General features: G+C 32.7%; 12 protein-coding genes. 5 read left to right on the top strand and 7 right to left on the bottom strand.

Annotated features, from left to right (window positions below):
- Positions 1-7: 7 nt before the first annotated feature.
- The 5 genes from CLV91_RS13200 to trxB all read left to right on the top strand — a co-directional run bounded on the left by CLV91_RS13200 (position 8) and on the right by trxB (position 6,738).
- The gene (locus tag CLV91_RS13200) at positions 8-1,336 is read left to right on the top strand and encodes a DUF3570 domain-containing protein (protein WP_121068871.1); all 1,329 of its coding nucleotides are present in this window, start codon (positions 8-10) and stop codon (positions 1,334-1,336) included.
- Positions 1,337-1,580: 244 nt separating this feature from the next.
- A complete protein-coding gene (locus CLV91_RS13195) occupies positions 1,581-3,611 on the top strand; it encodes a transketolase family protein (protein ID WP_121068700.1) in 2,031 nt (676 codons plus the stop codon).
- A gap of 18 nt (positions 3,612-3,629) precedes the next feature.
- Entirely contained in the window at positions 3,630-4,283 is a 654-nt protein-coding gene (gene fsa / locus CLV91_RS13190) for a fructose-6-phosphate aldolase (protein ID WP_121068699.1), read from the top strand.
- Positions 4,284-4,525: 242 nt separating this feature from the next.
- Complete coding sequence (locus CLV91_RS13185) at positions 4,526-5,653, top strand: formylglycine-generating enzyme family protein (protein WP_317124779.1); 1,128 nt, start codon at positions 4,526-4,528, stop codon at positions 5,651-5,653.
- A 119-nt stretch (positions 5,654-5,772) separates the two neighbouring features.
- The gene (gene trxB, locus CLV91_RS13180; protein WP_121068697.1) at positions 5,773-6,738 is read left to right on the top strand and encodes a thioredoxin-disulfide reductase; all 966 of its coding nucleotides are present in this window, start codon (positions 5,773-5,775) and stop codon (positions 6,736-6,738) included.
- A 58-nt stretch (positions 6,739-6,796) separates the two neighbouring features.
- On the opposite strand, the gene CLV91_RS13175 is transcribed toward trxB, so the two are convergent.
- The 7 genes from CLV91_RS13175 to CLV91_RS13145 form a co-directional block, all read right to left on the bottom strand.
- The gene (locus CLV91_RS13175) at positions 6,797-7,243 is read right to left on the bottom strand and encodes a hypothetical protein (protein WP_121068696.1); all 447 of its coding nucleotides are present in this window, start codon (positions 7,241-7,243) and stop codon (positions 6,797-6,799) included.
- Between the two features lie 100 nt (positions 7,244-7,343).
- Entirely contained in the window at positions 7,344-8,399 is a 1,056-nt protein-coding gene (locus tag CLV91_RS13170) for a pyridoxal phosphate-dependent aminotransferase family protein (protein WP_121068695.1), read from the bottom strand.
- Positions 8,399-9,409, bottom strand: coding sequence for a dipeptide epimerase (locus CLV91_RS13165; RefSeq protein ID WP_121068694.1), 1,011 nt, complete (start codon positions 9,407-9,409; stop codon positions 8,399-8,401). The genes CLV91_RS13170 and CLV91_RS13165 overlap by 1 nt, the downstream gene beginning before the upstream one ends.
- Before the next feature lie 103 nt (positions 9,410-9,512).
- Positions 9,513-10,244: a head GIN domain-containing protein gene (locus tag CLV91_RS13160; protein WP_121068693.1), complete on the bottom strand. Its 732-nt coding sequence runs from the start codon at positions 10,242-10,244 to the stop codon at positions 9,513-9,515.
- 99 nt (positions 10,245-10,343) lie between these two features.
- The gene (locus CLV91_RS13155) at positions 10,344-12,116 is read right to left on the bottom strand and encodes a PspC domain-containing protein (RefSeq protein ID WP_121068692.1); all 1,773 of its coding nucleotides are present in this window, start codon (positions 12,114-12,116) and stop codon (positions 10,344-10,346) included.
- Positions 12,116-12,454: a PadR family transcriptional regulator gene (locus CLV91_RS13150; protein WP_121068691.1), complete on the bottom strand. Its 339-nt coding sequence runs from the start codon at positions 12,452-12,454 to the stop codon at positions 12,116-12,118. Before CLV91_RS13150 ends, CLV91_RS13155 begins: the two co-directional genes overlap by 1 nt.
- A 134-nt stretch (positions 12,455-12,588) precedes the next feature.
- On the bottom strand, positions 12,589-13,071 hold the full coding sequence (locus CLV91_RS13145; protein ID WP_121068690.1) for a DUF4870 domain-containing protein: 483 nt from the start codon (positions 13,069-13,071) through the stop codon (positions 12,589-12,591).
- Positions 13,072-13,177: the final 106 nt, after the last annotated feature.

Below are 13,177 nucleotides of genomic sequence, written 5' to 3'. Positions count from 1 at the left end.
TGTAATAATGAACAAAAGAAATAGTGTAATTGTAGTGTTATCTCTTTTTATAGGTGTTTTTGGATGGTCGCAAACACAACGTAAAGACTCTACACAAGTTTATAAAAAACGAGTTTTAGAAACTTCTGAAATAGATTTTTTAACCAGTTATTATACACAAGACGGAGATAATGCAGCTGTAAGTGGAGGATTAGGAACCGAGGAATTAACAGATGTAACGGGAGCGTTTATAATCTCAATACCTTTAAATGATGATGACGTGCTTACAATTGATGCAGGAATATCTGCATATACCTCTGCATCTTCTAGTAATGTAGACCCTTTTGATGGTGGTGCGCCTGCAGACCCTTTTGTTGCAAGTTCTGGGGCATCTAGCGCAGATGGTTGGGTAAATTTAACAGGTGGTTATTCGCATAGTTCTGATAGTAGAAATGATATTGTTTCTGCAAAAATATCGGTATCTAAAGAGTTCGATTATTTTTCTCTTGGTTTTGGAGGAGGATATACTAAATTATTTAATCAAAAAAACACTGAAGTTAGTGTAAATGCTAATGTATATCTAGATAGTTGGAGCGCTATTTATCCAGTAGAACTTAGACCTTTTACTTCTAATGGGAATGGTATTGCTAACGGACTTTTTTTAAACAATACTATTACAGGAAATACCAATTACAATCCAATATTTACTCCTTTTAAGGATGAAAAAAGAAACTCTTATGCAGTAGGTTTTGGTTTTTCACAGATACTTTCAAAAAAGTTACAAGGCTCTTTATTGGTAGATTTTGTACAGCAAGAAGGACTATTGTCTACACCGTTCCAGAGAGTATATTTTAGCGATGTGTCAGATTCATTTATAGATAATTTTCATTTGGCAGATGCTATAGAACAGTTACCAGATTCAAGATTTAAAATAGCCATTGGTGGGAGGTTGCATTATTATATTAATGAAGCTTTTATAGTAAGAACTTATTATCGGTTTTATTCTGATGATTGGGGAATTGATTCCCATACGGCGAGCATAGAAATTCCTATAAAAATATCAGATAAATTTACGGTTTACCCATTCTACAGATTTTACAATCAAACAGCGGCAAATTATTTTGCTCCATATAATGAACACCTGTCTACCAGTGCGTTTTATACATCAGATTATGACTTGTCTAAGTATACTGCAAATCAATATGGAATAGGGGTAACCTATACCGATATTTTTACCAATTTTCAGGTATGGAGATTTGGTTTAAAAAGTATCGATTTAAAGTATAATAACTACCAAAGAGACTCTGGTTTAAAGGCTAGTATAATTTCTGCAGGCTTTAAATTTTTAGTAGATTAATTCTTAAGATTTTTTAGTAAAAAATTGCGTAGAAAACCATATAGATAACCTTTAAAATTAAGGATAAGCCTCTGAGTATATAAATCTCGATTATCGAGTAAAAAGTTAGGTTTTTAATTACAATCTATAATTTTCGTTAATTAAGTTAATTCCGTGCTTATTTTTATTTTTAAAGAACTTCAAATCAGGTATATTTGCGGAAATTAGTATTTAGTATCTATAAAAATTAATCTTAAAAGAGGAAATGAACAAAGAATTAGATCAGTTATCGGCAGACAATATTAGAGCATTGGCAATTGCTATGGTTGAGAAAGCGCAATCAGGTCACCCAGGTGGACCAATGGGAGGAGCAGACTTTATGCACATTTTGTACGCAGAGTTTTTTAATTATGACCCTACCGATATGTCTTGGCCTTTTAGAGACCGTTTTTTTATGGATGCTGGGCATTTATCTACATTAATGTATGCACAATACTATTTATTAGGAAACTATAAGAAAGAAGATGTTGCTAATTTTAGACAATGGGGTTCTGTAACTCCAGGACACCCTGAAGTAGATGTAGCAAGAGGTATAGAAAATACATCTGGACCATTAGGACAAGGACATACTATGGGAGTTGGAGCTGCAGTTGCAGCAAAATTTTTGGCAGCACGTTTTGGAAATTGGATGGATCATAAAATTTATGGTTTTATATCTGATGGTGGTGTACAAGAAGAAATTTCGCAAGGAGCAGGTAGAATAGCAGGACATTTAGGGTTAAATAACTTTATTATGTTTTATGATGCTAATGATGTGCAACTATCTTCTATGACAGATGAGGTTACCTCTGAAGATACAGCAATGAAATATGAAGCTTGGGGTTGGAAAGTAGTTACTATAGATGGGCATGATCATGAGCAAATAAGAAAAGCATTAAAAGATGCTAATGCAGAAACAGAAAAACCAACTTTAATTATAGGTAAAACTATAATGGGTAAAGGTTCTGTTACAGAGGATGGTAGCATGTATGAAGGACATTGTGAGTTACACGGAAAGCCAATTGGAGCTACTGGTGCAGATTATACAAAGACACTTTTAAATTTAAAAGCAGACCCAGAAAATCCTTTTGATATTTATGGAGATGTACAAGAGTATTATAAAACTATTGTTGCATCTAAAACAAAGGATGCAGCTTCTAAAAAAGAAGTAATAGCAAACTGGAGAAAAGAAAATGAGGCTCTTGCTACAAAATTAGATTTCTTCTTATCTGGAGAAATGCCAAAATTAGATTTTGAATCTATTACACATAAAGATGGTCTTGCAACAAGAGCAGCATCTTCTAATGTGTTAGCATATATGGCAGAGAATGTAGAAAACATGATAGTTTCTTCTGCAGATTTATCTAATAGTGATAAAACAGACGGATTCTTAAAAAAATCATCTGTATTACAAAAAGGAGATTTTTCAGGAGCATTTTTACAAGCAGGTGTTGCTGAGTTAACTATGGCAACAATGGCCAATGGTATAGCATTACATGGCGGTATTATTCCTGTAGTTGCAACATTCTTTGTATTCTCGGATTATATGAAACCAGCAATACGTTTAAGCTGTATTCAAGAATTACCTGTGAAGTTTGTTTGGACACATGATGCTTTTAGAGTAGGGGAAGATGGGCCAACACACCAGCCAGTAGAGCAAGAAGCTCAAATACGTTTATTAGAGAAATTAAAGAACCATAGCCACGAACAAAGTTTTGTTGCATTACGTCCTGCGGATTCTCAAGAAACTAGTGTTGCTTGGAAAATGGCAATAGAAAACACAAAAACACCAACAGGTTTAATTCTTTCTAGACAAGGAATTAAAGATATTACACCTCAGGGGAATTCTAGATATAACGAAGCTTTAGGTGCCGAAAAAGGAGGGTACTTAGTAAAAGAAACTGCAAATGCAGATGTAGTTTTAATCGCTAACGGTTCTGAAGTTGCAACTTTACTAGAAGCGGCTGTTTTATTAGAAGAAAAAGAAGGGTTAAAAGTTAGTATAGCTTCCATTCCTTCAGAAGGTATTTTTAGACAACAAGATGAGGAATATCAAGAAAGTATAATTCCTGCTAACAAACCAATTTTTGGTCTTACTGCGGGTCTTCCAGTAAACTTAGAAGGTTTAGCAGGACCTAATGGAAAAGTATTTGGTTTAGACCATTTTGGATACTCAGCACCAGCAAAAGTACTAGACGATAAATTCGGATTTACAGGAGAGAAAGTATATCAAGAAGTAGTAAATTTTTTAAATTAATACGAAAAAAAAAGAATTATGAAATTTTTTATAGATACAGCTAATTTAGCAGATATTAAAGAAGCACAAGATTTAGGTGTTTTAGACGGTGTTACTACAAACCCTTCTTTAATGGCTAAAGAAGGAATTACCGGTGCAGATAACATTTTGGCACATTATAAGAAAATATGTGAGTTAGTAGATGGTGATGTAAGTGCTGAGGTAATTTCTACAGATTTTGACGGAATGGTTAAAGAAGGAGAAGCTTTAGCAGCTCTTAACCCTCAAATTGTTGTAAAATTACCAATGATTGCTGATGGTGTAAAAGCATGTAAGTATTTTTCTGATAAAGGAATAAGAACTAATGTTACTTTAGTTTTCTCTGCAGGACAAGCATTATTAGCAGCTAAAGCAGGCGCAACATATGTATCTCCTTTTATTGGTCGTTTAGATGATATTTCTACAGATGGTTTAGGTCTTATTGCAGATATTCGTCTTATATATGATAATTATGGTTTTGATACACAAATATTAGCAGCATCTGTACGCCATACAATGCACGTATTAGATTGTGCTAAAATTGGTTCCGATGTTATGACAGGGCCTTTAAGTTCTATAAAAGGATTATTAAAGCACCCACTTACAGATAGTGGATTAGCTAAATTTTTAGAAGATTATAAAAAAGGAAATTAATTCCGGTTAAATTTTATTTTAAAGCCTTCTATCTTAGGATAGAAGGCTTTTTTGATTAGAAAAAATTCTGAATTTTAACATCTCTGGTGTTTAATAACAGTAAACCTCATCTGGGCAGGCCTACGAGGCATTTCTTGGGAAACTAATTTTCATTTCGAGGCAAGCCTCGGAGCATATAAATCTCGATTATCGAGTAAAAAATAAAATAATAGAATTAAATTTGAAGATATAATTTAATGAAAATGATTAACAAGAAGATAGTTGTTTTAAGTCTAGCAGTAATAACGCTCTGTGTGCAATGTAAAAATGTAGACCCTAAAAAAGCAGATAAAACGAATAAGGAAGAAATTATAGCTTTAAAAGAAGATAAAGTAGTGCTACCAGATTCTATTAGAACAAAAATGCCAAAAGGAACTTCTATACCAGAAGGAATGGTTTGGATTAGCGGAGCAGAATTTTTACAAGGAGCAGTACCGCAAGATAAAATAGCTATGAAACATGAAAAACCTGCGCATAAAGTTGCTGTAGATGGTTTTTTTATGTCTACAACAGAAGTTACAAATGACCAGTTTGCAAAATTTGTAAAAGAAACAGGTTACATTACTGTTGCAGAAAGAGAAATAGATTGGGAAGACATGAAAAAACAACTTCCAGAAGGCACACAAAAACCTCATGATTCTATTTTACAGCCAGGCTCTTTAACATTTAAAAGAGCAAAAAGTTCACTACCTAATTTATATGATTTTTCGCAATGGTGGAGATGGACAATTGGAGCTAGTTGGAAACATCCTAATGGCCCAGGGAGTTCTATAAAAGGGAAAGGTAATTACCCTGTTGTACAAGTTTCCTATGAAGATGCCGTTGCCTATTGTAATTGGGATGGAAGCCGATTACCAACCGAAGCAGAGTGGGAGTTAGCGGCTAGAGGAGAAAATTTAGAGGCTATATACTTCTGGGGAGATGATGTTGCAGATTTAAATAAAAGAGCAAATACTTGGGAAGGAGAGTTTCCAGTTGTTAATACAAAAATGGATGGTTATGAAAGAAGAGCACCAGTAAAAAGTTATCCTGCTAATAGTAATGGTCTTTTTGATATGGCTGGTAATGTTTGGGAATGGACAACAGATTGGTATAACACAAATTACTATAAAGAGCAGGGAGCATTAAATCAAGTAACGTATAACCCAACAGGAGCAAGTAACCCCTTTACAGAAAACAATCCATACGCAAAAGAAAAAGTAATGAAAGGTGGTTCTTTTTTATGTAGCGATTCTTACTGCGCAAGCTATAGGGTTTCTTCAAGAATGGGATCTAGTCCAGATTCCTCTTTAGAACACTTAGGATTTAGAACTGTAAAAGATATTAAATAAGATTAAAAGTTGAGGTAGAGGTATAGTTTTACATTCTTATTACTAAAGTTTTAATACTTTAATTGTAAGGATTAGAGCCAAAAACCTACTTTTGTATAACTCAAATAAATTTATAAACTATGTCTGATAGTATAGAAAGAATAAAAACATTAATCATAGGTTCTGGACCAGCAGGATATACTGCTGCAATTTATGCTTCTAGAGCAGATTTAAAACCTGTACTTTATACAGGTATGGAACCAGGCGGGCAATTAACTACTACTACAGAAGTGGATAATTTTCCGGGATATCCAGAAGGTATTGATGGCCCAACAATGATGGTGCAATTACAGCAACAAGCAGAGCGTTTTGGTACAGAAGTTCGTATTGGGATGATAACTGCAACTGAATTAAGTGATAAAGTTGGTGGAATACATAAAGTAACTGTAGATAACGATAAAGTTATAGAAGCAGAAACTATTATTATTTCTACAGGAGCAACAGCAAAATATTTAGGCTTACCTAGTGAGCAAAAATTACGTGGAGGCGGAGTATCTGCTTGTGCGGTTTGTGACGGTTTCTTTTATAAAAAACAAGATGTTGCTATAGTTGGTGCAGGAGATACTGCGGCAGAAGAAGCTTCTTACTTATCTAATATTTGTAATAAAGTTACTATGTTAGTACGCAAGGACTATATGCGTGCTTCTAAAGCCATGCAGCACCGTGTAGAGAGTATTCCAAATATTGAAATTAAATACAATACGGAAGTTGATGAGGTATTGGGAGACCAAGTAGTAGAAGGTTTACGTATGGTAAATAACCAAACTCAAGAAAAAGAAGATATTGCTATTACTGGGTTGTTTATTGCAATTGGTCATAAGCCAAATACAGACATATTTAAAGGGCAATTAGATATGGATGAAACTGGGTATTTACTAACAGAAGGAAAAACAACTAAAACTAATTTACCAGGAGTTTTTGCTTGTGGAGATGCACAAGATAAAGATTATAGACAGGCTGTAACAGCAGCAGGTACTGGTTGTATGGCAGCCTTAGATGCAGAACGCTATTTAGCAGCTATAGAGACACCAGAAGAAGTAGCTTAGGTTCTTTTTCAATATAGTAAAAGCCAGCATTTTTAATGCTGGCTTTTTTGTTAATTTTTTAGTCTATACGTTTATAATTTTCTGAAAAAGTTGGATGCCCTTGCGCATCTAATGTAATTTGACTGAAGAAGTTTTTTTCTAAATGCAATTCAAATTTAAACACTTGAACAGTATCTATAATTTTCATCATAGATTTAGAGCCGTATTCTAACTTTTCAGATAAACTAGTATCGGTTTTGCTATAGGTGCCATACCCATACCATTCATTCTGGTCATCTGGTGAGTATCTTGTCCACATAACTTTGCCTTTACTGTAAATTTTTACCTGTCTATATCCGTTAATATTCAGAAGAGTGTCTGATACGTTTATCCCATCATAATGATACCGATTTACGAGTTCCCAAGTTCCTTCCATAGAAGGTTTAACATGCGATTTTGATGATGTAAAATTGGTTACAGAAACCAAAAGAAGCATCAAGAAAACCAATCCTAATAATTTTTTCATGGTTATCTATTTTTAAGATGTTAATTACTAATAAGTTACGTTATTTTTTTGAGATAATAACAATAAAAAATAGTTTTCTTTAAATAGATAAAAGGGTAGTTTAATTTTCTTCAGAAAATTTATATAAGCATTTTATTAAAAAGTCTATATCGTTTTTTAAGTGTAAAGCGTTTATTACTATTCTACTCATTAAAGGAGAGTTTTTATTTGGGTAGTTAAAATTTGTAACTATAACTTTGTTTTGCATTAAATAGTTGGTAAGTTTTTCATTTGTAAATGTAAAGGACGGGTGACCTTTCATAAAGTTAAAATAGCTTAATCTTTTTATTTTAGAGGTAAAATACGTAGTATTTGCATGTAATTTTTCTCTACTTATTGCATAGATAGCTTTAGCGTCTTTAAGCGTAGCTATGTTTGCAGGTGTTGCTGGACTAGCGCCACCAAAAAATGGAGTATTTATTAAATTAAAAATTGTTTTTTTATTTCCAAAAATAGCTCCTGCTTGTATGGCAAAACCTTTGCCTAAAGAAGAGCAAACAATTAATTCTTTTGGTTTTAGCTTTTTTAAAAATTGAAAAACACCGCCGCCATTTTCTCCAAGAATGCCAATGCCATGAGAATCGTCAACCACTAAAATACATTCTTTTATGGGTAACTTTTTTAAGGATTCAAAATTGGGGTAGTTATGACCAGAAAAATCTATAGAGTCTAAAAGAATAACTGGTGTTTTTTTAGAGTTATCTTGTATATGCTCATAAACATCCTGTTGCAGTTGTCCGTAGCTTTTGTAGGTGGCTGTATTGTTTTGTTTTACAGCGCAATGTGTGTTTGGGGTATAAAACAGTTTGTGCTTAGGTGAATTATAATAATCGGCTACTAGCTGCCCTGCTAAATACCCGGATGACATTGTAATACAGGCTTCGGAATCTACAGTAGTAGCTAAATACTTTTCGGTTTCATCATATACTGAAAAACGCACATTAGATTTTCTGGAAGCTCCATAGTTAGTGCCATACTTTTTTACGTTAGAAATAAAAATTTCCTGAAAATCCTTATTAGTTTGCAATCCTAGGTAAGAGGTGCCACCAAAATATAAATGAGAAACGCTATCAATACTAATTTCTCTTCCTGGATAACTGTCTATATAATGTTCCATTACAAAAGAGTAATACCGCTTCCATTTAGATTAGAAAATACTACAGAGCCATTATCTGTTATTTGTACTCCTTGAGCTATATCTTCTTTTAAAAGCATGGCGCCATCCATATCTACATAATCTAGCTGCGGTAATAACTGTGCTATTGCTGAAATACCAACAGAAGACTCTGTCATACAACCAACCATAACTTTAAGGCCCAATTCTTTTCCTTTTTTAATCATACGTAGGGCAGGGGTTAACCCGCCACATTTGGTAAGTTTTATATTTATTCCGGAAAAATGCAAACCACATTTTTCTACATCAGATTCTACGATACAACTTTCATCAGCAATAATGGGTAAAATGCTATGATGCATTACTTTTTCCATACCTTCCCAATTATCAGCTTTTAAAGGCTGCTCTAAAAACTCTACCCCTAAATCTTTTAGTATTGGTGCATTATGTATAGTTTCTTCAGGACTCCAGGCACAATTAGCATCAATCCTAAAAATAGCATTTGTATGTTTTCTAAGCTCTTTAACAATAGCAACATCCTTATCTGTTCCTAGCTTTATTTTATAAATAGGCCATGGCTTTTCTTTCATTTTAGCAACCATTTCATCAATACTTGCAATACCTATAGTGTAGTTGGTTGTAGGATATTTTTCAATATTTGTATTCCATAAACTATACAGGGTTTTTCCTTGTAATTTGCCATATAAATCGTGTGCAGCTAAATCTAAAGCACAAATTGCAAAATTAGTAAGTCCCTTATCTACAAGAAATTGATAAAATAGTTCTGGCGTAGTAAAATTAAAAGAGATTATTTCTTTTTCAATTTTTTTAATTTCTTGCATCATGCTTTCTACAGTAATTTTGTAGTAAGGGTTTGCAGTAGCTTCACCAAAACCTGTTTCTCCATTTAAAGACAAACAAGTAACTAGAGAGTCTTGAAAATCGTGCGATTCTCTAGAAATGCTAAACGTATGTTTTAAACTAAGGGTGTATTTTTTTAATTGTATTTGCATGATACTAATATAGAAATTATGTACCTACTACAACAAAGAAAATCCGCTGAAATTCAACGGATTTTTAGTTAACTATTGGTTAACTACGGGCTAATTTAATTTTTTAGTATTTATGTACACTACCAGAAACCGACTTCTTTTTTTGAACGCTGGCGTCACCTGAATAAGAAATATTACCGCCACTACTAGCATCTGCATGTAAAGACTCGGAAACATGAATTTTTATATTAGAGCCACTACTAGCCTCTGCAGAACAAATTGCTGTAGCAAGGTCTTTAGCTTTTATGTTGGCACCACTACTACCATCTATATCAGAATTTTTTGCTTTGCCAGAGATAGAAATATTAGCACCACTACTAGCATCTACCTCTAAATCATTACAAGAAATTTCTGCATTTAAAATAGAACCGCTACTGGCATCAATTTCTAAATTATTACTCTTAATAGTATTTTCTGTTACCAAATGAGAACCGCTAGAACTTTTTAGGCCATCAATATTAGGTAAGGAAACAAAAACTTTTTTAGTTGCTCTACCAATATTTTTAATAGCATGAATATGCAGTTTTCCGTTTTTAACATCTGTACCAATAAGGTCAATAATATTTTCGTCTCCTTTTACAGATATTTTATAGCCCTCGGCTTGTGTTACATATACTTGTATGCCTTCTGATACAGATACTATAGTAAAGTCTTCATTAACGTTTCTGTTTTCATCTACTATAATGTTATTTCCTTTAATACCAGAGCCCATGTCTCCAAGATTAATATCGAACCCACAGGAAGATAGGAAGAGCGTTATAATAATTGCGATGGTAATTTTTACTAGGGTTGTCATGATTGTTGTTTTTTTTTGATTAATGTAAAATTGATGTATTTGTTTGTGCGTTACTAGTTTTTAATACTCAGTTGTTAGATTTGTTAACCGAGTTGCTTATTAATTGTCTTCGTTCGTGTTTATATCTATACCGTTTTCGTCTATTTTCATTTTAAAAGTTTCGCCATTGTCTTTAACATCAATATCTATCCCATCTTCATTAATTAGAATTTTGTTGTTTTCGCCGTTTTCATTAACATTGATTTTAATGCCATTTTCATTAATAATAACCTTGTTTTCTTCTTCACGTTCTTTTTCTTTTGGGCAATCTAAACATACCAATTGATTGTCTTTAGCAATTTTCCAAGAGTATTTAGTAAGTTCACAACCATTCATATCATGATCGTTATTGGTGTGCGTACTCCAGCATCGATTATTACTTTTACTGTAATTTAGAATAGTGTTTTCTGGTAGATAAAGCGTAGCTTTTACTTCTAGGTCGTTAAATTTATTAGTTCCTTTTAAGGTTAAAAAGTTATCTAAAATTATAGTATTACCTTCTACTTTATAGCTATAATTTATTTGGTCTGCAGTTTCCCGTGCTGCGTTGAAAGAGGCTCCGTTTGCTTCTTTCCTAACCTCTAACCTAATAATAGAATCTTTAGATCTTTTAATGTTTATACGAACGTCTTCTGATAATATTACTTCTTCGCCATTGTCATCATAACTCATAATTAATCCGTCCATATGAATGTTTCCTCTATTCTCGTGTAATTTAGAAGATACAGATGAAATAAATACAGTGTCTCTAGGAGTATCTATATATAACTCATGTTCTGTAGTAACGTTACCAGAATATGCATGCGCTGCAGCTTCTCTAACGCCAATAATTATTAAGCTTATTATAGAAATAATCCAAAGTCCTAATAAAGAGAATTTAGCTATGTTTCCTATAGATTTTAAGTTTTTTACTAAAATCTTTAATCCTAAATACAGTAAAAAGAAAAATGGAATTCCTATAGCAAAGAATACTAGTAAAGAAAGTAACCAAACTGGAGCTTGTGAAGAATTGGTTATAAAATTATTAAACCCAGGTAAATGTACCCAGTCTAAAGTGCCAACAGCTATAAAACCAATAAAGAGTCCTAAAATAGTACTAGCACCAATTATTATAAGAATAATGCCTATAAATTTTCCAAATATCTTAAAAAAGAACATTATAATTTCGCCAATAACATCAAAAAAGGTTTTACCACTGCTTTTAACTTGGTTTCCTACTTTTTCATAGTCCACACTTTTAACTTTTTCAGCTACCTCATCAAAACCCTCTTTAACTTTACGTTCTATATTACTAATATTTACGGCTTCGCCGCGCATATCTAATTTTTGAGACGTACTAGAAGCTTCCGGTATAAGAATCCATAATAAGCCATAAATAAGAATAAAACCTCCGCCAGAACCAATGGTAAAGAAAACCCATAATAAACGAATCCATAATGGGTCTATACCTACGTAATGTGCTAACCCAGAGGAAACACCAGCAACATATTTAAGTTCTGTATCTCTATATAATTTTTTTACTTTCTTTTTCTCTTTCTTTGGAGCTGGTTCATCCTCAAAAATATCTTCATCTACCATGTAGTCCTCTGGCTGCCCCATAATGGTAATTACCTCATCTACTTCTTTATTTGTAATTACTTGTCTTTCATTTTCTAATTTTTCATGAAAGAGTTCTGCAATACGAGCTTCAATATCTGCAAGAATTTCATCGCTACCAGCGGTATTTGCAAAAGATCGTTTTATAGCTTCTAAATAGCGTCGCATTTTATTGTAAGCTTCTTCATCTATATGAAAAAGAACATTAGCTAAGTTTATGTTTACGGTCTTGTTCATTATGCGTTATTTTTTGTGTTGGTTACTACATTAGTAGCATTTCTTAATTCGTCCCAAGTACTATCTAATTCTTTTAAAAATACTTTTCCGGTTTCGGTAAGTGTATAATATTTTCGTGGCGGTCCAGAGGTAGATTCTTCCCATCTATAATTTAGTAAGCCAGCATTCTTAAGTCTTGTTAATAAAGGGTATATAGTACCCTCTACCACAAGCATCTTAGCGTCTTTTAGAGTAGCTAGAATTTCAGAAGCATATTTATCTTTACCATTTAGGATAGATAAAATGCAATATTCTAGCACACCTTTACGCATTTGTGCTTTTGTATTTTCTACATTCATAATTTCATAATCTATTTAATTAACTGTTCGTTTTCATAAGCCGTACCTAAAGTTTTTTATGTCTGTGATTAAGAGACTATAGCTCTAGGTACGGAATATGTGGGTTGATTGATGAATAAACTCTTGATTGATTTTTATTTTATAAATTTTATAGTAATAGGGTAGCTAAAAGTTTCCCCTTCGTTAGTTTTTAAAGTTGCCATTATAGTATATACTACATTAATAATAAAAAGTGCTGCTTGTGCCAAACCAGTAATTCCTAAAGGAATCATCCACTTGCTAAATAAAAAATTATCTAAGTCAAAATGCAGGTTTAAATTGTTATAATTACTTAAGTCTGATAATCCAAAAAGATTAAAATCCATAATATTAGGGAGCATTCCAATAATAAAAGGAACACTTATTATTCCTAAAAGAATAGAATAGAGCAGCAGACTTATTTGAAAGTTAATGGCCTGTTTTCCATTATAATCTACAAAACTATATTCTTTTTTATTTGCGGTCCATAATACTAATGGAATAATAAAATTTCCAAAAGGAATAAAGAATTTAGAAAAGGTAGATGCATGTATTAATGCAGACAAATTTTTCTCGTGTTTTGTTATGGTTTCTGTCATGACCTATTAGTTTCTTATGCAAATATATGTCTAAAAAAAGGTACTATGCAAAACAAAGTACTGTAATTTAACATAAAATTAACATTTTAAGATTCGTAATATATCA

It is taken from the genome of Maribacter vaceletii, assembly GCF_003634105.1.
GTDB classification, from domain to species: Bacteria; Bacteroidota; Bacteroidia; order Flavobacteriales; family Flavobacteriaceae; genus Maribacter_B; species Maribacter_B vaceletii.
This window is presented reverse-complemented; position numbering and strand designations above follow the sequence as displayed.